Raw genomic sequence first — 23,923 nt, 5'->3', positions numbered from 1 at the left:
AGGCCATGAGCGAACCCTTGATCCTTTCCCTTCCATCCGCGACGCTGGTATTCGGCCTGGACTGGTTTCCGCTGATCGGAGCCAGGGCCGACCGCCTGGGCATGCGCATCGCCAGACGCCATCGGTCCACGCATTGCGTATTGGCCGGCGACGCGGCCGGGTCGGTCGGCGTGCTGACCCTGAAGGCCGGACGGCAGCACAAGAATGTCCTGCACTCGGCGGCACAGAATGTCGCTGTGCTGTTCGCCTCGGGCACCATGGCCTTGTTGATGGAAGTCGGTGCCGCGGGACACTGGCTGGTAGCCGTGCACGAGGGCGCGGTGGTGGCGCGCACGGACCGCTTCTATCCGTCCCGCCTTGCGGCCGAGGAGGTGCTGGCCGAACTGCGCCTGGCCTATCCGCAGTTGCGCATCCTGGGTGCGCCGGGCGCACCCGGCGTCCCGGACATGGCCGCGATCGAGGCAGCCAGTTCCGCAGCCACCCAACTGCGCCGGATCGCGGGCTGGCGGCCTTTTTTTCCTTGGCCGGTGCAGTGTTTCGCGCTGGCTCTCGTCCTGGTGCTGCTGGTGCCGGCCGCGTGGCGGGCACTGAGACCGGATCGCGCCGTCGCGGCCGGGCCGGCGCAAGAGGATCCGGCGCAGGCCTGGCGGGACGCCATAAGCAGGTCGGCCCAGGGGCGCCTCGTCCATGGCCTGCAGGGCACGCGCACGCTGCTGGAGGCTTTCTATGAACTGCCGGTCAATATGGGCGGATGGCGGCTGCTTCAGGCCGAGTGCGCCCCGCACGGCGCTCAATGGCATTGCCAGGCCCGCTACGAAAGACGGGAAACAGGCGCAAGCAATCAAAGCCTGTTGGAGAACATCCGGGTCGATTGGAAGGTGGAATTCGCCTCGCTGGACCACGCCGACGCGAGCTGGAGGATCGCTGCAGGCGGCATACCGCTCGCCCATCGACGCCCGGCGGACAGCAGGGAGAATGAACGAAGATTCTTCAGCGCCTTGCAGGGATTGCGGGCGGGCTTTGCCCAGTTGCGGGTCGGCAAGACGCTTCCCCTGCCGATACCTGCGCCGCTGGACGGACAGGGCAGGCCGATTGCGCGGCCGGCGCATCTGCCCGCCTATGCGTCCCGGTCCCTGCAGATCGTCGGTCCATTGCGTTCGGCCGGCCTGCTGCTGCCCCATCTGTCATTCATCGCATGGAACAAGGCCATGCTGACCTTGCGCGAGGTAAACGCGCCAGGCGCGCGGGACAGCGGCCTGACCCTGACTTTGCAAGGAGTGCTGTATGAAAGCGAAAACCCCGCTGTGCCTTGATACCCTCATTCTGGCGGGCGTGCTGTGCCTGGCGCCCGGCGCGGCGCAGGGCCTTGCCGCCATCGGCGACAGCGCCTCCCTGGAAATGTCGGTGCGCGAGTTGATGCGCCTGGACGCGGACCTGGCCCTGAAGCAGCTGAAGAGCCGCATGGGCCGGGAGAGCCCTGGCGCCGAGACCGCGCGGGGCGGCGCGGAATCGGCCTCCGGCGGGGCACTCAGGCTGGTGGCGATCTACGGCGTGGGCCGCAAGCTGCTTGCCGAAGTGATGATAGGCTCACGGCCCCACATCTATCTGCACGGCAGGGCGCTCGCGGTGGGCGCCAAGGCCGGGCCCGCCGAATACCTGCTGCGCGGTATTTCCGGATCCTGCGTGCACCTGGAGCGCCGCCAGGAGGCCCATACCTTGTGCCTGCATCCCGGCTTGTGGACGGCAAGGCCATGAGGCCGTTTTCGTCATGGCGGCGGTCGTCGGCCCGGCTCGAGGCGCGGGAGCCGGCCTCGCGTTTCGACGCGACGGCCGCCGTCCTCATCTCGCATGCCGACCAGTTGGCCGCGATGGCGCCGCGTTTCCTGCGTTCATTAAGCTCGCAGTTCGATGTCGACGGCCTCGCCGGGCGGCTGGCGCCGGTCCTGCTCGAGGACCGGACGGTGGCGCTGTTTGCACTGGCCGAGCATGTGGGCGGCGATCAGGCCGACGAACTGGCCCGCCGCGTCGTGCAGCAGGGCTACCGGCTGGCCAGCCCGTCCCGCTATGTGCTGGCGGCGCCTTTGCTGCTGGCGATCGCCCGCGGCCAGGTCACTGCCCGATCGCTGTCCAACGCGCCCGATATCCGGCTGGGGCCGTCGAAGATCGCGCTGGCCGACGCCTTCCAGGACCTGCTGGAGTGGGGCGTGCGCCACGGAGCCAGCGACATCCACCTGAATGTGCGCCTGCGCGAAACCGAGTCCGAAGTGAAATATACGGTCCTGGGACGCTATCTGGCGCCCGAACGCTTTCGCCGCATGCCTACCAGCACATTGATCGACATGCTGTCGGTTGCCTGGATGGACATACGCGGCGGCAATGGCGCGGTGTTCGATCCTTCGATCGAGCAGCAGGGCGGCATGACCCGGCAGGTCGATGGAAAGACCGTCATGCTGCGCTGGTCGTCGCTGGCGGCCGACGCGGGCCCCAGCGTCTGCCTGCGCATGCTGCTGCGCGACCCCGCATCGCGCCCGCCCACGCTGGACGCCCTGGGCTACCTGCCCGACCAGATCGAGCAAATCGACCGCGCCATGCTGGCCGAGAGCGGCGCCGTCGTATTCGCCGGCGCGGTCGGTTCGGGCAAATCCACCAGCATCGCCGCGCTGATGGCCCGCCTGCCACCGCATCGCAAGGTCGTCACCATAGAAGACCCGGTCGAATACGTGATTCCGGCCGCCATCCAGAACACGGTCGTGCGCAATCTGGATACGGCCGCGCACGACAACTACTCCGCCAAGCTCCGGGCGCTCAAGCGCTCCGCCATGAGCGACGTCCTGCTGGGGGAGATCCGCGATGCGGAGACCGGCAGGGCCTTCATGGACCTGGCCGGATCCGGCGTGAACGTCTATACCACGGTCCATGCGCCATCGGCCGCGCTGATACCCCAGAGGCTGGCGTCCGATTTCATCGGCGTGTCACGCGACTTTCTGGCCACGCCGGGGATGTTCAAGCTGCTGGTGTTCCAGGTGCTGTTGCCGTGCCTGTGCCCGCAATGCGCGCTGCCCGTCGCGAGCCTGCTCGACGGGCCGCCGTGCCCGGAGGATGGGTATCGCCGGAATGGAAATTGGGAGCGATGGCTGCGATCCCTGGAGCAGCTTTATCCGGATGGCGCCGGCACATGGCGCGTACGCAATCCGCAAGGCTGCCCTACATGCAGGACGACGGGCTTGCCGGAACTGAACGGCTATGCCGGACGCACGGTGGCCGCCGAGATCATCGAACCGGGCATCGACCAGGAGGTCATCCGCTCGGCCCAGGAATGCGCCATGCACAAGGCCGCAAGCGGCGCCATCGATCCGCGCGATATCGAGGCGCGCTTCCAGGCGTTCGAAACCCAGCGCTTGCGGCGCCGTGCCCAGCCAGGATCGGACGGCCGCCATCCCAGGCTGCGGGTGGTGCCATGATGTTCCCCAGTCTACGGGCGCATGGCGGGTGGCCGTTGCGGTCCTTGCTGTCGGTCTTCGACGGCTGGCGCTTCCGGTCGGCGCGGGCCGATTACTACGATTACCTTTCCGTGCTGCTGGAAGGCATGCAGGGCGCCAGGACGCTGAAGGAAATCTTCGAGTCCGACGCGCGCCGCTATGGCGGCGATTCCGTGCGGGGGCGCCTGTCGCAGCGCTGGCTGATTGCCTACCAGGCGGCGGGCGGCGACCTGCATGCCACGTGGTCCGGCAGCTTCCCGCCAGCCGAACTGGGCCTGATACGGGCCGCACAGACGCTGGGCAACACGGCGCTGGTCAGAACCCTGGCGGAGCTGTCCTCGGTATTGCGCCTGCTGCGGCAGACCCGCAGCATTCTCGGCGACACCCTGTGGGCGGGCGGCCTGGCCGTGCTGGCCGTTTTCGCCATGCTGCTGGCGATCCCGGGTTTTACGGTGCCGCGCTTGCTGCAAACGTTCTCATCGGTTCCCGCCGCCTACCACGGCCGCCTGACCCAGGAGCTGCTGCACTGCGCGGAACTCATCCAGTCGCATTGGCTCTTCATGGCCGTGCTGGCGGCGGGCAGCGGAGGACTGATCCTGTGGTCCTTGTCCAATGCGTCGGGGCCGCTGCGGCGAAAGCTGGATCGCCATGCCGTGTGGCGCATCTATCGCTATATCCAGGCGCTGCGCCTGTTGAGCCTGGTGACCCTATTACTGGGGCGCGGCGATGCGGGCGCCGTCCAACTGAAGACGGCGCTTTTCCTGCTCAAGGGCGGCGCTTCGGCCTGGCAGGAGGCGCAGGTCGACAGCATGCTGGCCCGCATCGATGCGGGCATGGCGGGCGCCGAAACCTTCAACACGGGCTTGCTCGACCCGGAGCAATTCTGGTTCTTGAGCGACATGGTGATGGCGCGCGGCCTGCATGCGGGACTTGCGCTCGCGGCCGAACGCCTGCGATCCCATGTGCTGGAAACGGTGGCGCGGCAGGCGCTGGCCCTGCGCTGGATCCTGCTGCTGGCCAGCCTGTTCTGCCTGCTCGGGATGGCGGCGTGGCACTACGCGGTCATCGATGAACTGCGCCGCTCGCTCATGCTTTTTCACGCAAGCCAATAAGGGCGGGCGTATTTTCAAAAGGAGCCGTCATGTCGACAGATGTCAATCAGGCGCAAAAGGGGTTTTCGCTCATCGAGGTGTCCATCGTTACGGCCATCGTGCTGTTGCTGGCCATTATCGGAGTTCCCGCCATAGGAGGCTATGTGGTCGAGAACAAGGTGCCCAAGGTCGGCGAAGAGCTGGCGCGCTTCATCTTGCAGACCAAGGTCAATGCGCCCAATGGATCGGGAACGCCTTACGCGGGCATCCATACGTCGAATTTCGCCAACCTGGTGCGCGACTCCAGCGTGTTCTCGGTATCGGGTGCGGAGTCGTCGCTGAAGGTGCTTCACGGCCTGGGAACCGACGGGCAGGTCAGCGTGGCCGAAGAAGAGGCGGGCTCGGCGTTCTCCATTACCTTGTCCAAGGTTCACGACGCCGCATGCCCGTCGATTGCGTCCGTCATGCAAAGGGTGTCCGACACCATCACGGTCGCGGCCGAAGGCCAGACGGCGGCAACGGTAAAGGACGACAGCATCCATTACAGCGCTCTGACGGCGGAAGCCAGCTGCGCCAAGGGCAATGTCAATACCTTTGTCTTCACCGCCAGTTGACCGGGCATGACGGCGCGCGCGCAACAAGGCTTCGCCCTGCTCGAATTCATCGCGGCAGCGCTGCTGATGACCCTGCTGGCGGTCTGGGGTGCCAATACCCTGGTCAACGCCATGAACGACGCCAGGGCGCAGGATGGCGCGGTCTGGATGCTCTCGCTCCGGAAAGCGGCGCAGGACTATCTGGAGCGCTATGTGGAGCTGCTGGCCGGCGCCGAGGATCCGCAAGCGCTGGCCGGCCACGGTTATGCCGATTGGACCGTGCCCAGCCTGGCCGAGTTGAAGGCGGACACGCTGTTGTCGCCCGGCTTTCCCGAGCGGGCCGCGATCGGCGGCGCCACGCTGCGCATCGTGCGCGACGGCGCGTGTCCGGGCCGGGACTGCCGCGTCCACGCGCTGGTGCACAGCAACGGTCCGCTCCTTTACAGGAACACGGAACGGATCGATGCGCAGAGCGTGGCCCGCTTCCTGATGGCCGCCCGGGGCATGGGCGGGTGGGTCATGCCCGCCCAGCCACTGATGCTGCGCGGCGCGGCCTTCGCCTTTCCCAACCCGTCCTGGCCCGGACCGGCCCTGCCGGCGGGCACCGTCGCGATGGCCGTCACCACCGAGCAATTGGACAAGGCGGATTTCCTGCGCGTCGGCGATGCGCGCGATCCGGACTTCCAGGGGCCGGCCAGCATCCGGGGCGATGTCCTTGCCCGTTCGGACCTGCTCGTTGACGGCTACTTGCGCCTTGCAGCCCGGGAAGAAGCATTTGCGTCCTGTTCAAAGGATGGCGCCGTCGCGCGCGAGTCGGAACAGGACGGCCTGCTGATCTGCCGCGATGGAAGCTGGCGTTCGGCCAGCCGGGGCGGCGCCGGCGGCTTTTCCACCAATCAATTGCGGGGGTGCTACAACAGCAAGGGAACGTCCACCGCCAATCCCGTCACAGGCGCCTGCTCCTGTCCGCCCGGCGCCGCCATGGTGCAGATATCGGACAGCGGGCCGCAAGACTTTCCCGAGGGCCGCACGGTGGGCTATCTGTGCCTCGACTGAGGCGCCGGCACGGAACAGGGTTGTGCCGGCATGCAACAGCCGGACAGGGGGGCGGGCGGAGACGGCCTTGCCGCTTGGCGATTTCGCTGAAACTCCCTCTATAATCATCGGTTACCCAATAAATTAGTGTTTTTCTGCAATGAAAACCTCCGAGATACGTCAAAAATTCCTGTCTTTCTTCGAATCGAAAGGCCATCAGGTCGTGCCCTCGTCCTCCCTGGTTCCGGGCAACGACCCCACCTTGCTGTTCACCAATTCCGGCATGGTGCAGTTCAAGGACGTATTCACCGGCAAGGAAACCCGGCCCTACACGCGCGCCACGTCTTCGCAGCGCTGCGTGCGCGCGGGCGGCAAGCACAACGATCTGGAAAACGTCGGCTATACGGCCCGCCACCACACGTTTTTCGAGATGCTGGGCAACTTCAGCTTCGGCGATTACTTCAAGCGCGATGCCATACGGAATGCCTGGGAGCTGCTGACCACGGTCTACAAGCTGCCGGCCGAAAAGCTGTGGGTGACGGTCTATCACGAAGACGACGAAGCCTACGACATCTGGGCCAAGGAAATCGGCGTGCCCGCCGAGCGTATCGTGCGCATCGGCGACAACAAGGGCGCGCGCTACGCATCCGATAACTTCTGGCAGATGGCCGACACCGGCCCCTGCGGCCCCTGCTCGGAAATTTTCTATGATCATGGCCCCGAAATCTGGGGCGGCCCTCCGGGATCCCCCGAAGAGGACGGCGACCGCTATATCGAGATCTGGAACCTGGTGTTCATGCAGTTCGAGCGCGACGCCGAGGGCAACATGCCTTTGCTGCCCAAACCCTGTGTGGACACCGGCATGGGTCTGGAACGCATTGCCGCCGTGCTGCAGCACGTGCATTCCAATTATGAAATCGACCTGTTCCAGGCGCTGATCAAAGCCGCCGCCCGCGAAACAGGCGTGCAGGACCTGGCCAACAATTCGCTCAAGGTCATTGCGGATCACATCCGCGCCTGCAGCTTCCTGATCGTCGACGGGGTCATCCCCAGCAACGAAGGCCGTGGCTATGTGCTGCGCCGGATCGTGCGCCGCGCTTTGCGCCATGGCCACAAGCTGGGGCAGTCGGGCGTTTTCTTCTATCGCCTGGTGGCCGATCTGGTGGCCGAGATGGGGTCCGCCTATCCCGAACTGGTGGCACAGCAATCCAGGGTTGAACAGGTGCTGCGCCAGGAAGAAGAACGTTTCAGGGAAACGCTGGAACACGGCATGAAGATTCTGGACTCGGCCCTGGCCGCCGTGCCGGAAAACGGCGTGCTCGACGGCCAGACGCTGTTCACCCTGTACGACACCTACGGTTTTCCGGTGGACCTGACCGCGGACATCTGCCGCGAGCGCAATGTCCAGGTCGATCTGGAAGGCTTCGAGGTAGCCATGGGCCATCAGCGCGAACAGGCGCGCGCCGCCGGCAAGTTCAAGGCCGCCGAAGGCCTGTCCTACAACGGTGTGGAAACGCGTTTCGAGGGCTACGAGCATCTGGAAAGCCAGGGCAGCATCACGGCCCTGTACGTCGACGGCTCATCGGTGCCGTCCATCGCGGCCGGCCAGCAGGCCATCGTCGTGCTCGACGCCACGCCTTTCTATGCGGAGTCCGGCGGCCAGGTGGGCGATGCCGGCCTGCTGAGCGCGGGCGGCGCCCGCTTCCAGGTCGCGGATACCCAGAAAATCCAGAGCGGCGTGTTCGGCCATCACGGCGAGCTGCTTGAAGGCGTTCTTGCCGTCGGCGACACGGTGGACGCGCAAGTGGATGCGTCGCGGCGCGCGCGCACCATACGCAACCACTCGGCCACCCACCTCATGCACAAGGCCTTGCGCCAGGTGCTGGGCGGCCATGTGCAACAGCGCGGCTCGCTGGTGGATGCCGACAAGACGCGTTTCGATTTCGCGCACGACGCGCCCATGACCGACAAGCAGATCGCCGAGGTCGAGCGCATCGTCAATGCCGAAGTGTTGGCGAACCATGCCACCCAGGCCCAGGTCATGGCCTACGACGAGGCCGTCCAGGGCGGCGCCATGGCCTTGTTCGGCGAGAAATACGGCGATACGGTGCGTGTGCTGGATATCGGCTTCTCGCGCGAGCTGTGCGGCGGAACCCACGTTGCGCGCACCGGTGACATCGGCCTGTTCAAGATCACGTCCGAGGGCGGTGTCGCCGCGGGCGTGCGCCGCGTCGAGGCCATCACCGGCGAGAACGCGGTGGCCTGGGCCCAGCAGACCAATGCCACGCTGGTCCGCGCGGCCGGCCTGCTCAAGACCCAGCCGGCCGAGCTGGCCGAACGCATCGCATTGATGCAAGGGCAGATGAAGAATCTCGAGCGCGACCTGGATCAGCTCAAGAGCAAACTGGCCGCCTCGGCGGGCAACGACCTGGCCGGCAAGGCGGTTGCGCTTGCGGGGGACGCCAAGTTGCTGGTGGCCAATGTCAGCGGAACCGATCCCAAGGCCTTGCGCGGCATGGTGGACCAATTGAAAGACAAGCTGAAGTCCGCCGTCGTGCTGCTGGCGACGGTGGCCGACGACAAGATCAGCCTGGTCGCCGGCGTGACCGCCGATCTGGCCGGCAAGGTCAAGGCGGGCGATCTGGTCGGCATGGTTGCCGCCCAGGTCGGCGGCAAGGGCGGCGGCCGGCCCGACATGGCCATGGGCGGCGGCAGCGATGTTTCCGCCCTGGCGGGCGCTACGGCCAGCGTCGAGGCCTGGGTGCGCGAACGCCTGGCCTGAGCCGGTCGAACGCGCTACGATGACAGGGTTTGCGGCGGGTTGATGCCTTTTGGGCGCCGCCGCCGCGTGGAATAGACCATGACCGATACCAGCAATGCCGTGCCCCATGCCGACATGGAAGTGGACGCTTCGGGGCTGAAATGCCCCTTGCCCATTTTGCGCGCCAAGAAGGCGCTGGCGCAGCTCGAAAGCGGGCAGGTGCTGAAAGTCGTCACCACCGACGCTCATGCGTTGCGCGATTTCCAGGCCTTCGCCAAGCAGACCGGCAATACACTGCAGGCGCAGCTGGAGGAGGGGGCGTCGACGCTGCATTTTTTGCGCCGCCGCTGAAAAGCAAATGCGCCGGAGTTCGGGCTGTATCAGCCCGTCTTCCCCAAGCTAATGCCGCCGTTGCGGCTGCTGTTGCTTTTACATGATGATTTAAGCGATTTTTAGCGATTCGGTTTGCGAAGGCTAGCCGAAAAGTGCTAGAATCTTTTGTTTTTCACAACATTTTCAAAGGATTAACAATGGTTGTGATTCGTCTAGCCCGTGGTGGCTCGAAGAAGCGTCCGTTTTACAACGTTGTAGCCGCCGACTCGCGCAATCGCCGCGACGGCCGTTTTATTGAGCGCGTGGGCTTTTACAATCCCGTTGCCAACGAAGGCCAGGAAAACCTGCGTCTTGCCATGGATCGTGTTCAGTACTGGACCGAAAACGGCGCGCAACTGTCGCCCGCGGTAACCCGCCTGGTCAAAGAATTCTCTGCAAAAGCGGCTGCCTGATAGCTCCCGATATTTTCAGGTGAATACGCCAGTTACTTTGCAAGCCGAAGCTCCTGCGGATCTGGTAGAGCTTGGGCGCATCGTATCGGCTTACGGCGTGCGCGGCTGGATCAAGGTTCAGCCTCATTCCTCGGACAGCCAGGTATTGCTTGCGGCAAAAACCTGGTGGCTGAAAGCGCCCGCGGCGCCCGGCAGCACGGCGGCCGCCAGGCCGGCATTTCAGGCTGGCGTCAACAATAGCCGGCCGCAAGGCGCAACCGTGGTGGCCGAGCTGGACTGCGTTCCGGACCGGGATCGTGCCGAAGCCATGAAAGGGCATACGGTCTGGGTTCCCCGTGCCGATTTCCCCCTTGCCGCCGACGACGAATATTATTGGGTCGACCTGATCGGCTGCCGCTTGTTCGGCGAAGGCGATGACGGATCCGCGCTTATCGGCACGGTGCTCGATGTCGTCGACAATGGTGCCCATGCCGTTTTGCGTGTGGGGCGGGTCGCTCTGGATGGCGACGGCAACGAGGCTCCCATGCTCAACGACAAGGGCAAGCAGCTTGAAGTGCTGGTTCCTTTTGTCGGCGCCCACGTGCACACCGTCGATCTCCACAATAAAAGACTGGACAGCAATTGGCCGGTTGAATTCTAGCCGGGGCGGACCTCGGCTGCGGCGCATTGCCGCATTCCGCGTTCCGGCGCAGACCATAAGGGCGGCACACGCCATGCGCTTCGATGTGATTTCGCTGTTTCCCGACATGTTTTCCGTCGTGCGCGACATGGGCGTCACCGGGCGCGCTCATAAACAAGGCCTTTGGTCGCTGGCCTTGTGGAATCCACGGGACTTCACGCATGACGTGCATCGCACGGTGGACGATCGCCCCTACGGAGGCGGACCCGGCATGGTGATGATGGCCGAGCCGCTGGAGCGGGCCGTGAACGCGGCGAAGGCGGCGGCGCGAACCGCGGCGGCCCAGGCCGGGCAAGACGCGGACCGTGATATTCCGGTGATCCTCATGAGCCCGACGGGCAAGCGCTTCGATCAGGCCCGTGCTCAAGAACTTGCGCAAGGCGAGGGCGCCATACTGATCTGCGGGCGCTACGAGGGCGTGGACCAGCGCTTCATCGACCGCTGCGTCACCCATGAGGTCTCCATGGGCGATTTCGTGCTTTCGGGCGGGGAGATCGCCGCGCTGGCCATCATGGACAGTGCCGTGCGCCTAGTGCCCGGGGCGCTGAACGATGCCGAATCGGCCTTGCAGGATTCCTTCAATACCGCGCTGACCGGCCTGCTCGACAGCCCGCATTACACGCGGCCCGAGCAGTATGAAGGAGTGTCCGTTCCGCCGGAACTGATGTCCGGCCATCACGAGAACATTGCGCTCTGGCGGCGGCGCCAGTCGCTTGCACTGACCGCCGCCCGCCGGCCCGACCTGATCGAGTCGGCCCGCCAGGCGGGCCTGCTGTCCAGGGCCGACGAAAAATTCCTGAGAGAACTCAAGCCAGCTTAGCGAGTTGTTCGCGAACCTTGGCCAGCGTTTCGCCGAACTGCGCCATCCTGGCTTTCTCCTGTTCGACGACCGCCGCCGGCGCGCGCTCCACAAAGCTTGCATTGGACAGCTTGCCCCGGGCCTTGCCGATTTCCGTCTCGAGACGCTGCACTTCCTTGCCCAAACGCAGGCGCTCGGCTTCGACGTCGATCTCGACGTGCAGCATGAGCTGGGTCTGGCCGACGATCTGGACCGGCGCGCCCACATCGGGCAGCTTTTCGACGATCTCGACGCCTTCCAGCTTGGCCAGGGCGGTCAGATACATGGCGTTCGAGGCCAGCACTTGCGAGTCGCCCTGGGCGACCAGGGGTACTCTTTGGGCGGGCGACAGGTTCATCTCGCCGCGCAGCGCCCGCACGGCTTCGACCTGGGCCTTCAGTTCCGCGACCTGCGCCTCGGCCTGCTCATCGATGGCTTGCTCATTGGCGATGGGGTAGGGCTGGACACACAGGCTGGTTTCCTGGCCCGCCGCCCGCTTGCCCGCCACCACGGCCACCTTTTGCCAGAGCTCTTCGGTGATGTAGGGAATGATGGGATGGGCCAGGCGCAACACGGTTTCCAGCACGCGGATGAGTGTCCGGCGCGTGCCCAGCTGCTGGGCCGGCGTGCCGCTCTGGATCTGCACCTTGGCCAGCTCCACATACCAGTCGCAGTATTCATCCCATACGAAGTGGTAGATGGCGTTGGCGATATTGTCGAAGCGGTAGTCGGCAAAGCCGCGCTCGACCTCGCTTTCCAGGCGCTGCAGCTGGCTGACGATCCAGCGGTCCGCAAACGACAGTTCCGAGTCGCCGGCCTGCAGGTCCAGCGCATGTCCTTCGGTATTCATCAGCACGAAACGGCTGGCGTTCCAGAGCTTGTTGCAGAAGTTGCGATAACCCTCGCAGCGCTTCAGGTCGAAGTTGATGTTGCGCCCGAGCGTGGCATAGGCCGCCATGGTGAAGCGCAGCGCATCGGTGCCGTAGGCCGGGAAACCGTTGGGGTAGTCCTTGGCGGTCTTCTTGCGGATGCTGGCGGCCTGCTTGGGATTCATCAGGCCGCTGCTGCGTTTTTCCAGCAGGTCGTCCAGTGCGATGCCGTCGATGAGGTCCACGGGGTCTATGGTGTTGCCCTTGGACTTGCTCATTTTCTTGCCGTCCATGTCGCAGACCAGGCCGTGAACATAGACGGTCTCGAAGGGTACTTTGCCCGTCATGTGCATGCTCATCATGACCATGCGCGCGACCCAGAAGAAGATGATGTCGAAGCCGGTGACCAGCACGCTGGAGGGCAGGTAGCGCGCCAGGTCGGGCGTTTCTTCAGGCCAGCCCAGGTCGGTGAAGGGCACCAGGGCCGACGAGAACCAGGTATCCAGCACGTCGTGATCGCGGGTCAGCGGACCCGTTACGCCCGCCGCATCGGCCTGCTTGCGCGCCTCGGCCTCGTTGCGCGCAACGAAGATCCGGCCGTCCTCGGAATACCAGGCGGGAATCTGGTGGCCCCACCACAGTTGCCGCGAAATGCACCAGTCCTGGATTTTTTCCAGCCACTGGTTGTACGTGGTGGTCCAGTTTTCCGGATAGAACTTGATGCGGCCGTCGGCCACCACCTCGAGCGCGACGTCGGTGATGCTTTTCCCGGGGTGCAGCGTACCGGCGGGCGCGGGCTTGCTCATGGCGACGAACCATTGGTCGGTCAGCATGGGCTCGATGACGGTGTTCGTGCGATCGCCGCGCGGCACCATCAGTTTGTGCGGCTTGACGCTATGCAGCGCGCCTTGCGCTTCCAGGTCGGCGACGATCTGCTTGCGCGCCTCGTAGCGGTCCAGGCCGCGGTAGGCGGCCGGCGCCTCGTCGGCGATTTTGGCGTCCAGCGTCAGCACGCTGATCATGTCCAGACCGTGGCGCTGGCCGACGGCATAGTCGTTGAAATCGTGGGCGGGCGTGACCTTGACCACGCCGGTGCCGAATTCGCGATCGACATAGTCGTCGGCAATGACCGGGATCTGGCGGCCGACCAGCGGCAGGGTCACCATGGCGCCGATCAGGTGAGCGTAGCGTTCGTCTTCCGGATGGACCATCACGGCCACGTCGCCCAGCATGGTTTCGGGCCGGGTGGTGGCCACCACCAGGTGATCCAGGCTGCCGACCGGCGTGGCCAGCGGGTAGCGGATCTCCCACATGAAGCCGTCTTCTTCCTCGCTGACCACTTCCAGGTCGGAGACGGCGGTGCCCAGCACCGGATCCCAGTTGACCAGGCGCTTGCCGCGATAGATGAGCCCTTGCTCGTGCAGGCGGACGAAGGTTTCGACCACGCCACGCGACAGGTTGTCGTCCATGGTGAAATATTCGCGTTCCCAGTCGCAGGACGAACCCAGCCGGCGGAACTGCTCGGTAATGGCATTGCCGGACTTCTGCTTCCATTCCCAGACCTTTTCCACGAACTTGTCACGGCCCAGGTCGTGGCGCGACACGTTTTGCGCGTCCAGCTGGCGTTCGACCACGATCTGCGTGGCGATGCCGGCATGGTCGGTGCCGGGAATGAACACGGTGTCGTCGCCGCGCATGCGGTGGTAGCGGACCAGGCCGTCCATCACGGTCTGGTTGAAGGCATGCCCCATGTGCAGGGTGCCGGTTACATTGGGCGGCGGAAACTGGATGGCGAAAGGCCGGCTTTCCCCCGCATGGGCGGGTTCCACATGACGGCCGCCCTTGAAGTGGCCGCTTTTCTCCCATTTCGCGTACCACCGCGATTCGATTTCTTGCGGTTCAAAGCTCTTGGAGAGTTGTTCGGGGTCGTTCGCTGCGGGATTCGTGGTCATGGTGTAAAAAGTAAATGCGTACAGCCGCGTAGCGGCGAAAGTCTGACTATATATGAAACGTGCAAGGCTTGCGTGGCGCCCGCGATGTGGCGGCGCGCCGGCAGGCGGCGTCCGGACGGGGCACGAATACCGCTATTTTATGATGGAGCTGCCTGTCATTGGCATGTTAAAATGCCCGGTTAACATAAACTTTGCCAAAGTTATTGTTTTCATCGATGGTTTTTTATTGACGGTTTTTGTTCTTGCGCAATCTTGCCTGAAGGCAAAAGCAGGAAAAGCAGCAAAGGCCGTTTTCGCAATCGCAGGTTTTTTCTTTTCGTGGCGCCCGCCATGCCGACAGGCTGGCCGGGGTTTCGAGAAGTTTGAAGCCGCCATATATTCTTTGGATTCTACATGGCTATTGAACGCACTCTTTCCATTATCAAGCCCGATGCCGTCGCCAAGAACGTGATCGGCCAGATCGTCGCCCGCTTCGAGAAAGCGAACCTGAAGGTCATCGCCGCCTCGTTGAAGCAGCTCTCGCGCGCCGACGCCGAGCGTTTCTACGCTGTCCACAAAGAGCGCCCCTTCTTCAAGGATCTGGTCGATTTCATGGTTTCGGGTCCTGTGTTCGTGCAGGTCCTGGAAGGTGAGAACGCCATTCAAACCAACCGCGACCTGATGGGCGCCACCGACCCCAAGAAGGCTGAAGCCGGCACCATCCGCGCCGATTTCGCCGACAGCATCGACGCCAATGCCGTGCACGGCTCCGACGCCGCCGAAACCGCCGCCGTGGAAATCGCTTTCTTCTTCCCCGAAAGCAACATCCACAGCCGCTAATTTCCTGCAAGCCTGCGATATTCATCGCGCCAACGACATGAACGCCAACGAATCCGTCAATCTCCTGGGCCTGGATACCGCCGCGCTGACCGACCTGGTCGGGCAGTGGGGGGGCAAGCCCTTCCGGGCCAAGCAATTGCAGCGCTGGTTGCACCAGCGCGGCGCGGATTCGTTCGACCAAATGACCGACCTGGCGCGTGAATTTCGCCAGCAGCTGGCAGAGCACTGCTCGATTCATGCGCCCGACGTGTCAATCGAACAGCGTTCCGCCGACGGTACCCGCAAATGGCTGTTCGACGTGGGCAGGAACAACGCGGTCGAAGCGGTCTTCATCCCCGAAGACGATCGCGGCACCTTGTGCATTTCCAGCCAGGCCGGCTGCACCGTCGCATGCCCGTTCTGCTCCACCGGCTATCAGGGCTTCAACCGCAACCTGACCACGGCCGAGATCATCGGCCAGCTCTGGTATGCCAAGCGGGCCTTGCAGGCCGACCTGAAAAGCGCACGCATCGGCGACGACGCGGCCGCCATGCCCGAGCCCACGCGCGTCATCAGCAATGTGGTCATGATGGGCATGGGCGAACCCCTGCTCAACTACGACCAGGTACTGGGCGCTCTGCGCCTCATGCTGGACGACAATGCCTACGGCCTGTCGCGCCGCCGGGTCACCGTTTCCACCTCGGGCGTCGTGCCCATGATGGACCGCCTGGGCCGGGACTGCCCGGTCGCGCTGGCCGTGTCCCTGCATGCGCCGAACGACGCCCTGCGCGACAAGCTCGTGCCGCTGAACCGCAAGCACCCGCTGGCCGAGCTGCTGGCGGCCTGCAACCGCTACCTCGAGCATGCGCCGCGCGATTTCATCACTTTCGAATACATCATGCTGGACGGCGTCAACGACACCGACCAGCATGCCCGCGAATTGATTACTATTGCGGATCAGGTGCGCTGCAAGTTCAATCTCATTCCCTTTAATCCGTTTCCGCAATCAGGCCTGAAGCGTTCGCCGGCATCGCGCGTTCGCCTGTTCGCCCAGCGTCTCATGGACGCGGGCGTGGTCACCACAGTACGCAAGACACGCGGCGACGACATCGCGGCCGCTTGCGGGCAATTGGCGGGCGATGTAAAAGACCGCACGCGCATCAACGAGCGCTTGCCCGACCGCGCGGTCATCGCCATCAAACAGGAGCGTGGATGAATCAACCATTATTGAAAGAGACCCGGTTCGAAGCCGAAGCCCAGGCGCAGCCCGACGGAGTCGGCGCAACGCTGCGCAGCCTGCGCGAGGCCAAGCGCCTTACGCCGGCCGAAGTCTCCGCCAGGCTCAAGTTTTCCGGCCGGCAGCTCGAAGCCCTGGAAACCGAACAATGGGACCGGTTGCCCACCGGCATGTCGCTGCGCGGCTTCGTAAAGAATTACGGCCGCTATGTGGAAGCCGACGTCGATGCCTTGCTGGTCATGCTGGATAACCAGGTCGGGCCCACTTCCGCCCGTCCCATCGCGGTCAACAACACTGCCCATTCCCTGGGTCCGGCCGATCTCCCCATACAGGGCGAACCGGTCCACCGGCCCTGGGGCTGGCTGATCATCATCCTGATACTCCTGTTCGTCGCCGGCTTCTATGCCATCGAGCGCGGCTGGGTGCCCGATTCCTGGCTGGTGTTCGATTGGCTCAAATCCCTGAAAAAATGACCCAGAATCCAGACCGGGGCCCGGCCGACGGCCCCTTGTCCGTCGGCGCCGCCACGCGGCGGCCCACGCGACCGGCCGTCGTGCGCTGGGGCGGCCGCGCGGTGCAGGTGGGCGGGAACGCCCCCGTCGTCGTGCAGTCGATGACCAATACCGATACGGCCGACGCGATTGCGACCGCCCTGCAAGTCAAGGAACTGGCCCTGGCGGGTTCCGAACTCGTGCGGATAACCGTCAATACTCCCGAGGCCGCCCGGGAAGTGCCCGCCATTCGCGAACAGCTGGATCGCATGAACATCGATGTCCCGCTGGTCGGCGACTTCCATTACAACGGCCACAAGTTGCTGGGGCAGTTTCCCGAATGCGCGCAAGCGCTGTCCAAATACCGGATCAACCCCGGCAACATGGGCGGGGGCAAGAAGCGCGACGACAATTTCGCACAGATGATAGAAGTGGCCTGCCGCTACGACAAGCCGGTGCGCATCGGCGTTAACTGGGGCAGCCTGGACCATGAACTCATGGCGCGCATGATGGACGAGAACAGCCGGCGGGCGCAGCCCTGGGCCGCGCAGGCGGTCATGCGCGACGCCCTGGTCGTCTCGGCCATCAGCAATGCGCAGCGCGCCGAGGAACTGGGCCTGTCGCCCAACGCCATCGTGCTGTCCTGCAAGGTCAGCCACGTACAGGACCTGATCACCGTCTACCGGGACCTGTCCTCGCGTTGCGATTATCCCCTGCACCTGGGCCTGACCGAAGCCGGCATGGGCAGCAAAGGCATCGTGGCGTCGACCGCCGCCTTGTCCGTGCTGTTGCAGCAGGGCATAGGCGACACCATACGCATTTCCCTGACCCCGGAACCGGGCGGGGACCGCCGGCGCGAGGTCGTGGTGGCCCAGGAGATTTTGCAGACCATGGGCTTGCGCGCCTTCACCCCCATGGTGGTGGCCTGCCCGGGCTGCGGACGCACCAGCAGCACGGTGTTCCAGGAGCTTGCGGACAGCATACAAGGCTATCTGCGCGAACAGATGCCCGTCTGGAAGACCCGCTATCCTGGCGTCGAAACCATGAACGTCGCGGTCATGGGCTGCGTGGTCAATGGCCCGGGCGAAAGCCGCCACGCGGATATCGGCATCAGCCTGCCCGGCACGGGCGAGGTCCCCTCGGCGCCGGTCTACATCGATGGCGAGCGCACCGTCACCCTGAAGGGCGACAGCATCGCGCAAGAATTCAAAACCATAGTCGAGAACTACGTGGACCGCCGCTATGGCGCCGGCGCGGTGCAAGACAACAACCTGCGCGGCGGGGCCGCGCCAGAAAAACAAGATCATCCATGACGCAGTCGTTTCAGAAAGTCCGTGCCCTGACCGGCATGAAAGATGTATTACCCGACAGCAGCGCCCAATGGGAGAAGCTGGAGGCCATCGTCCGCGAGTGGCTGGCCGCATACGGCTACCGCAATATGCGCACTCCGGTGCTGGAGCACACACGGCTGTTCACCCGCGGCATAGGCGAGGTCACCGACATCGTCGAGAAGGAAATGTATTCTTTCACCGATGCCCTGAACGACGAGCAACTGACCATGCGCCCGGAGTTCACCGCGGGCATGGTGCGCGCAACCATAGAGCACAATATTCTTTACGACCGTCCGCAGCGCGTATACGCGATGGGTCCGGTGTTCCGCCACGAGAAGCCGCAGCGCGGGCGATACCGCCAGTTCCATCAGATCGATGTCGAGGCGCTGGGCTTCGCCGGCCCGGACGTCGACGCCGAGCTCATCGTCATGCTGGCGCGGCTGTGGAAGAGGCTGGGCCTGTCCGACATACGGCTGGAACTCAATTCGCTGGGCCAGGCGGACGAGCGCGCGGCGCATCGCCAGGCGCTCATCCAGTACCTGGAGCAGCACAGGGATGTGCTGGACGAGGAAGCACAACGGCGCATGTACAGCAACCCCTTGCGCGTCCTCGATACCAAGAACCCGGCCATGCAGGACATGGCGGACAAGGCGCCGCGCCTGTTCGATTTCCTGGGAGAAGCGTCGTTGGCTCATTTCCAGGGCGTGTGCGAGCGTCTCCAGGACGCCGGAATCGGGTATCGCCTGAATCCGCGTCTGGTGCGCGGCCTGGACTACTACAATCTGACGGTTTTTGAATGGGTCACCGACCGCCTGGGTGCGCAGGGTACCGTCTGCGGCGGCGGCCGCTACGACGGCCTCATCGAGCTGCTGGGCGGCAAGCCGGCGCCGGCGGTGGGGTTCGCCATCGGCGTCGAGCGCCTGCTGGACCTGTGGTCGCAGGGCGCCGGGCAGCCCGCAGCGCCCGAATGCCAGGTGTATATGATTCATCAGGGCCCGCAAGCCCAGCGGTTGGCTGCGACAGTGGCCGAACCCTTGCGCGATGCCGGTTTGCGTGTCATTGTCCATGCGGGTTCGGCGGGGTTCAAGTCGCAGTTCAAGCGGGCGGACGCCAGCGGGGCGCTGGTGGCGGTTATTCTTGGGGATGACGAGCTCGCCTCGCGGACGGCCAGCGTCAAATGGCTCCGCGGTCAGGCCGCCGAAGATCAGCCCCAGCAGGAATCGATCCCCCTGGATCGTTTGGTTACAGAGTTGAAATTAAAGGTTTAAGGCATGGCATACGATTTAGAAGAACAGGAAAAGCTGGACGCGCTGCGTGCTTGGTGGGATCGATACGGCACCCTGTGCGCTGTCTTGGTTTTCGTCGTGGTGGCGGCCATTGTGGGCTGGCGCGGCTGGCAATGGTACCAGGGGCATCAGGCCAGCCAGGCCATGGGCTACTTCGAGGCGCTGGAAGGCGCCGCGGGACAGCAAGGCGACGACGCGGTTGCCCGCATCAAGGCCGCCAGCCATACCTTGCGCAGTGATTTCTCCAAATCGGGCTATACCTCGCGCGGCGTCCTGGTGGCCGCGCAGGCGCTGGAAGCGCGCAAGGACCTGGATGGCGCCCGCGAACAGCTTGAGTGGCTGATCAAGAACAGTTCCGATGCCGCGCTGGTTCCGCTGGCCAGACTCAGGCTGGCCAGCGTGCTGCTGGAACAAAAACAGTACGACCAGGCCCTGGCTCAACTGAATGATGCCCCGGCGGCATTCGCGGGCTTGTATGCCGACCGCAAGGGCGACATACTGCTGGCGCAGGGCAAGACCGCGGAAGCCCGCGGCGCCTGGGAAGTCGCATTGAAAGAATTGGGCGCCGACCCGGTGGCGCAAATTGTTCAACTGAAGATCGATGCCTTAGCTGGAGCCTGATTCATGCAAATTGCCGTCTCTCGTCGTATTTTGCGCAACGTCGCGCTTGCGCTGGGCGTGGCCGTTCTGGCCGGATGCTCGATGTTCTCAAACAAGAATCCGCGTTACGACCCGATGCCCCTGACCGAGTACGCGGCGGGAGTCTCGGCCGGCACCACCTGGTCGGTATCCATAGGCAGCGGGGGCGGCTACGGCTTCGCGCCCGCCGTGGTCGGCGACTCGGTCTATGCGGCCGCGCCCAACGGGCGGGTCAGCAAGCTGGACCTGGCCTCGGGCCGCGTGCAGTGGCAGGGCAGCGCCGATACCGCGCTGTCGGCCGGTGCCGGCAGCGACGGCCAGATCACGGCGGTGGCCGCGCCCGATGGCACCGTCATCGCCTTCAACGAGCAAGGCGCCGAAGCCTGGCGCGCCAAGGCGACCAGCGCGATCAACATCCCGCCCGCGGTGGGGGCCGGCGTGGTCGTGGTGCGCAGCAGCGACTATCGCATCCAGGCCTTCGACGCGGCCACGGGCGAGGCGCGCTGGAACATCCAGCGGCCCGGCCCGGCGCTGGCGCTCAAGACTAATATGCAAATGCTCATCGTCGACGGCCTGCTGATCTCCGGCCTGCCGAACGGCAAGCTGATGGCCATCGATGCCCGCAGCGGCAACGTCCAGTGGGAAGGCACGGTTTCCGTATCGCAGGGCGCCACCGACCTGGAGCGCATCAGCGACGTGGTCGGGTCGCCCCAGATCCAGGGTCCGCTGCTGTGCGGCGTGACCTATCAGGGCCGCATGGTGTGTTTCGACGTATCGCAAGGCGGCGTTCCCCTTTGGGAACAGCGCTTCTCCAGCAAGACCGGCATGACCACCGATATGCAGCAGGCCTATGCGGCCGACCAGCGCGACACAGTGCATGCATTCGGTTTGAACGACGGGCATGAGGTCTGGAAGCAAGAGGCCCTGGGCAATCGCCGGCTGACCGCGCCCGCCGTGGTGCCGCAGGCCCTGGCCGTAGGCGATTTCGAAGGCTATGTGCATTTTCTGTCGCGGACCGACGGCCACCTGCTGGGCCGGGTGCAGGTCGGCGGCGGTCCTCTCGTTTCGCCCCTGGTGGCCACGCGCTATGGCGTGCTGGCGCAGACCAGCGGCGGGAATCTGGTTTTGGTTGGTGTGAATTGAACAGTATTGTCTTCAAGCCGGTGGTCGCGCTCGTGGGGCGCGCCAACGTGGGCAAGTCCACGTTATTCAACCGGATCACCCGCTCGCGCGCCGCTTTGGTGGCTGATTTCTCGGGCCTGACCCGGGATCGCCACTATGGCGAGGGCAGGGTGGGCGACCGTCCCTTCCTGGCCGTGGACACGGGCGGGTTCGAGCCGGTCGCCAAGGACGGCATCCTGCTGGAGATGGCACGCCAGACGCAGCAGGCCATCGCCGAATCCGACGTCGTGATTTTCCTGGTCGATGCGCGGGCCGGCGTCAACGCGCACGACCACGAAATCGCGCGCCTGCTGCGCAAGACCGGCCAGCGCGTGCTGCTCGCCGTCAACAAGGCCGAAGGCATGCGCTACGGTTCGGCGACGGCCGAGTTCCACGAACTGGGCCTGGGCGAACCTTATCCCATATCCGCCTCGCACGGCGATGGCGTGGTCGACCTCATCGAGAAGGCGCTGTCTTATCTGGATGAGGCTGCGGGTTCGACGGACAGCGAGCCCGAGGACGACGCGGCTTTTGCCGGGCAAGGCGAAGAGGCCGAAGAGGCCGGCGGGGGCGCCGCCGAGGAAGCCGTCGCCCATCGCATCAAGCTGGCCATCGTGGGACGGCCCAATGTGGGCAAGTCCACGCTGATCAATACCTTGCTGGGCGAAGAGCGCGTCATCGCCTTCGACATGCCCGGCACCACGCGCGATGCCATCGAGATCGATTTCGAGCGCGGGGGCGTTCCCTATACGCTGATCGATACCGCCGGCCTGCGGCGCCGCGGCAAGGTCTTCGAGGCGGTCGAAAAATTCTCCGTCATCAAGACCTTGCAGGCCATCGAGGCCTGCAACGTGGTCCTGCTGATGCTCGACGCCCAAACCGAGATCTCCGACCAGGACGCGCATATTGCGGGCTTCGTGCTGGAAACCGGCCGCGCGCTGGTGGTGGCCATCAACAAATGGGACGGCCTGGATGGCGAGCGGCGCGAACGCATCCTGCGCGACTTCGAGCGCAAGCTGCGTTTCCTGTCTTTTGCCAAGATGCATACCGTCTCGGCCTTGAACGGGCAGGGCGTGAACGCCCTGATCAAATCGGTGAATGCGGCGCACGCGGCCGCCTTTTCCAAGCTTTCCACGCCCCGGCTGACCCGCGAACTGCAGGCGGCGGTCGAACAGCAGCCGCCGCCCCGCAAGGGTATTTTCCGCCCCAAGATGCGCTATGCGCATCAGGGCGGCCAGAACCCGCCGCTCATCGTCATCCACGGCAATGCGCTGGACGCGATTCCGGACTCGTACCGTCGCTATCTGGAAACCCGTTTCCGCAGCGCCTTCAAGCTGGACGGCACGCCGCTGCGCATCGAATTCAAGTCTTCCCATAATCCTTATTTGCAGGGGGCGCAGTGAGCCGTTTCTGGAGTGATCACCTGGCGGGCCTGGTTCCTTACGTTGCGGGCGAACAGCCCAAAGTCGCCAATCTGCTCAAGCTGAACACCAACGAGCATCCCTATGGCCCGTCGCCCAAGGTGCTGGAAGCGATCCATGGCGCCGCCACGGACCGTTTAAGGCTGTATCCCGACAATGAATGCACGGCCTTGCGCCAGACGATCGCCCGGTTGCACGGGCTGGATGCCAGTCAGGTCTTCGCCGGCAACGGCTCCGACGAGGTCCTGGCGCATATCTTCAATGCCCTGTTCAGGCGGGCGGGCCGACCCCTGCTCATGCCCGACATTTCCTACAGCTTCTATCGCACCTACTGCAAGCTGTTCCAGATAGAGGCGGGCATCGTGCCCCTGGCCGACGATTATTCGATCCGGGTGGCGGACTACACCGCCAGGCATGCCGTAAGGCCCGCCGGCATCATCTTCGCCAACCCCAATGCGCCCACCGGCATGGCGCTGTCCCTGGACGATATCAGCGCCATCGCCGGCGCCAATCCCGACGTCCCGGTGGTGGTGGACGAAGCCTATGTCGATTTCGGCGCCGATTCGGCGGTGGCCCTGCTGGGCCGGCACGACAACATCGTGGTCGTGCACACCTTGTCCAAGTCGCGGTCCCTGGCGGGGCTGCGCGTGGGCTTCGCCATGGCCGGCGCGGAAATCATCGACGGGCTGAACCGCATCAAGGACAGCTTCAATTCCTACCCTCTGGACAGCCTTGCGCAGGCCGGCGCCGTGGCCGCCCTGCAGGACACCGCCTATTTCGACCGGACACGCCAGGCCGTCATCGATGCGCGCGACCAATTGTCGCAACAATTGGCTACGCTTGGATTCCAAGTTTTACCCAGCCGCGCCAACTTCGTCTTTGCCCGCCATCCGGGGCACGATGCGGGAGCGCTGAGCCAAGCCCTGCGCCAGGAAGGCATACTGGTTCGCCATTTCAGCCTGCCGCGCATCGATCAATTTCTGCGCATCAGCGTGGGAACTCCGGACGATTGCGCGCGTCTATGTAATACCTTGGCCGAAATCTTAACGAAAACACATTAAAATTAAAGCCATACTCCGTATCATCGCCGCTACGCCATGCGAGTTCAGGGAAAACCCTGTAAAGTATGCGTTTCGCCGCATTATTATTTTAAATAACAACACAATTGGAGCCTAGCCAATGAGCAATAAAGGGCAAACACTACAAGATCCATTTCTCAACGCTCTGCGCAAGGATCACGTGCCCGTATCGATTTACCTGGTCAACGGCATCAAACTGCAAGGGCAGGTTGAATCCTTCGACCAATATGTCGTTCTGTTACGCAATACCGTTACGCAAATGGTGTACAAACACGCTATTTCCACCGTCGTTCCCGCCCGCCCCGTGGCATTCCAAGTGGATGAGCCTTCTGAATAATACCCAGTCCATCATAATGGCCGGGACGCCCGCCGAGCGCTTCGCGCCGGCGGGTATTTCA

General features: G+C 64.3%; 23 protein-coding genes. 22 read left to right on the top strand and 1 reads right to left on the bottom strand.

What is annotated here, in order from left to right; genetic code table 11:
- Positions 1-5 precede the first annotated feature (5 nt).
- The 11 genes from OEG81_RS10615 (at position 6) to trmD (ending at position 11,243) form a co-directional block, all read left to right on the top strand.
- On the top strand, positions 6-1,313 hold the full coding sequence (locus tag OEG81_RS10615; protein ID WP_264129204.1) for a hypothetical protein: 1,308 nt from the start codon (positions 6-8) through the stop codon (positions 1,311-1,313).
- Positions 1,285-1,755: a hypothetical protein gene (locus OEG81_RS10610; RefSeq protein ID WP_264129202.1), complete on the top strand. Its 471-nt coding sequence runs from the start codon at positions 1,285-1,287 to the stop codon at positions 1,753-1,755. Before OEG81_RS10615 ends, OEG81_RS10610 begins: the two co-directional genes overlap by 29 nt.
- Entirely contained in the window at positions 1,719-3,461 is a 1,743-nt protein-coding gene (locus OEG81_RS10605) for an ATPase, T2SS/T4P/T4SS family (protein WP_264129201.1), read from the top strand. The genes OEG81_RS10610 and OEG81_RS10605 overlap by 37 nt, the downstream gene beginning before the upstream one ends.
- Complete coding sequence (locus tag OEG81_RS10600; RefSeq protein WP_264129200.1) at positions 3,458-4,591, top strand: general secretion pathway protein; 1,134 nt, start codon at positions 3,458-3,460, stop codon at positions 4,589-4,591. The genes OEG81_RS10605 and OEG81_RS10600 overlap by 4 nt, the downstream gene beginning before the upstream one ends.
- A 29-nt stretch (positions 4,592-4,620) precedes the next feature.
- On the top strand, positions 4,621-5,184 hold the full coding sequence (locus tag OEG81_RS10595; protein ID WP_264129199.1) for a type 4 pilus major pilin: 564 nt from the start codon (positions 4,621-4,623) through the stop codon (positions 5,182-5,184).
- A gap of 6 nt (positions 5,185-5,190) precedes the next feature.
- Positions 5,191-6,219: a prepilin gene (locus OEG81_RS10590; RefSeq protein ID WP_264129197.1), complete on the top strand. Its 1,029-nt coding sequence runs from the start codon at positions 5,191-5,193 to the stop codon at positions 6,217-6,219.
- Positions 6,220-6,358: 139 nt separating this feature from the next.
- Complete coding sequence (gene alaS, locus OEG81_RS10585) at positions 6,359-8,980, top strand: alanine--tRNA ligase (protein ID WP_264129196.1); 2,622 nt, start codon at positions 6,359-6,361, stop codon at positions 8,978-8,980.
- A 78-nt stretch (positions 8,981-9,058) separates the two neighbouring features.
- Entirely contained in the window at positions 9,059-9,310 is a 252-nt protein-coding gene (locus OEG81_RS10580) for a sulfurtransferase TusA family protein (RefSeq protein WP_264129194.1), read from the top strand.
- A gap of 179 nt (positions 9,311-9,489) precedes the next feature.
- Positions 9,490-9,744: a 30S ribosomal protein S16 gene (rpsP, locus tag OEG81_RS10575; RefSeq protein ID WP_264129193.1), complete on the top strand. Its 255-nt coding sequence runs from the start codon at positions 9,490-9,492 to the stop codon at positions 9,742-9,744.
- Between the two features lie 19 nt (positions 9,745-9,763).
- Positions 9,764-10,384: a ribosome maturation factor RimM gene (rimM, locus tag OEG81_RS10570; RefSeq protein ID WP_264129192.1), complete on the top strand. Its 621-nt coding sequence runs from the start codon at positions 9,764-9,766 to the stop codon at positions 10,382-10,384.
- Positions 10,385-10,457: 73 nt separating this feature from the next.
- The gene (gene trmD / locus OEG81_RS10565) at positions 10,458-11,243 is read left to right on the top strand and encodes a tRNA (guanosine(37)-N1)-methyltransferase TrmD (protein WP_264129191.1); all 786 of its coding nucleotides are present in this window, start codon (positions 10,458-10,460) and stop codon (positions 11,241-11,243) included.
- Here trmD and OEG81_RS10560 read toward each other — a convergent pair.
- Positions 11,230-14,082, bottom strand: a complete 2,853-nt coding sequence (locus OEG81_RS10560; protein WP_264129190.1) for a valine--tRNA ligase — start codon at positions 14,080-14,082, stop codon at positions 11,230-11,232. The genes trmD and OEG81_RS10560 overlap by 14 nt on opposite strands.
- A 52-nt stretch (positions 14,083-14,134) precedes the next feature.
- Here OEG81_RS10560 and OEG81_RS10555 point away from each other — a divergent pair, with 52 nt between their 5' ends.
- The 11 genes from OEG81_RS10555 (at position 14,135) to hfq (ending at position 23,862) form a co-directional block, all read left to right on the top strand.
- Positions 14,135-14,533: a hypothetical protein gene (locus tag OEG81_RS10555; protein ID WP_264129189.1), complete on the top strand. Its 399-nt coding sequence runs from the start codon at positions 14,135-14,137 to the stop codon at positions 14,531-14,533.
- Positions 14,476-14,901, top strand: a complete 426-nt coding sequence (gene ndk / locus OEG81_RS10550) for a nucleoside-diphosphate kinase (protein ID WP_264129187.1) — start codon at positions 14,476-14,478, stop codon at positions 14,899-14,901. The genes OEG81_RS10555 and ndk overlap by 58 nt, the downstream gene beginning before the upstream one ends.
- A gap of 37 nt (positions 14,902-14,938) precedes the next feature.
- Positions 14,939-16,096: a 23S rRNA (adenine(2503)-C(2))-methyltransferase RlmN gene (gene rlmN, locus OEG81_RS10545; RefSeq protein WP_264129186.1), complete on the top strand. Its 1,158-nt coding sequence runs from the start codon at positions 14,939-14,941 to the stop codon at positions 16,094-16,096.
- The gene (locus OEG81_RS10540; RefSeq protein ID WP_264129185.1) at positions 16,093-16,590 is read left to right on the top strand and encodes a helix-turn-helix domain-containing protein; all 498 of its coding nucleotides are present in this window, start codon (positions 16,093-16,095) and stop codon (positions 16,588-16,590) included. Before rlmN ends, OEG81_RS10540 begins: the two co-directional genes overlap by 4 nt.
- A complete protein-coding gene (gene ispG, locus OEG81_RS10535) occupies positions 16,587-17,921 on the top strand; it encodes a flavodoxin-dependent (E)-4-hydroxy-3-methylbut-2-enyl-diphosphate synthase (RefSeq protein ID WP_264129184.1) in 1,335 nt (444 codons plus the stop codon). The genes OEG81_RS10540 and ispG overlap by 4 nt, the downstream gene beginning before the upstream one ends.
- A complete protein-coding gene (gene hisS / locus OEG81_RS10530; RefSeq protein WP_264129183.1) occupies positions 17,918-19,207 on the top strand; it encodes a histidine--tRNA ligase in 1,290 nt (429 codons plus the stop codon). The genes ispG and hisS overlap by 4 nt, the downstream gene beginning before the upstream one ends.
- Positions 19,208-19,210: 3 nt before the next feature.
- Positions 19,211-19,846, top strand: coding sequence for a YfgM family protein (locus tag OEG81_RS10525; RefSeq protein WP_264129182.1), 636 nt, complete (start codon positions 19,211-19,213; stop codon positions 19,844-19,846).
- Between the two features lie 3 nt (positions 19,847-19,849).
- Positions 19,850-21,007 carry an outer membrane protein assembly factor BamB gene (gene bamB / locus OEG81_RS10520; protein WP_264129181.1) on the top strand — a complete coding sequence of 386 codons (1,158 nt, stop codon included), beginning with the start codon at positions 19,850-19,852 and terminating at the stop codon, positions 21,005-21,007.
- 5 nt (positions 21,008-21,012) lie between these two features.
- Complete coding sequence (der, locus tag OEG81_RS10515; RefSeq protein WP_264132568.1) at positions 21,013-22,428, top strand: ribosome biogenesis GTPase Der; 1,416 nt, start codon at positions 21,013-21,015, stop codon at positions 22,426-22,428.
- Positions 22,425-23,507, top strand: coding sequence for a histidinol-phosphate transaminase (hisC, locus tag OEG81_RS10510; RefSeq protein WP_264129180.1), 1,083 nt, complete (start codon positions 22,425-22,427; stop codon positions 23,505-23,507). Before der ends, hisC begins: the two co-directional genes overlap by 4 nt.
- Positions 23,508-23,625: 118 nt before the next feature.
- A complete protein-coding gene (gene hfq / locus OEG81_RS10505; protein ID WP_264129179.1) occupies positions 23,626-23,862 on the top strand; it encodes an RNA chaperone Hfq in 237 nt (78 codons plus the stop codon).
- Positions 23,863-23,923: the final 61 nt, after the last annotated feature.

Source organism: Pollutimonas sp. M17 (assembly GCF_025836975.1).
Taxonomy (GTDB): Bacteria; Pseudomonadota; Gammaproteobacteria; order Burkholderiales; family Burkholderiaceae_B.
This window is presented reverse-complemented; position numbering and strand designations above follow the sequence as displayed.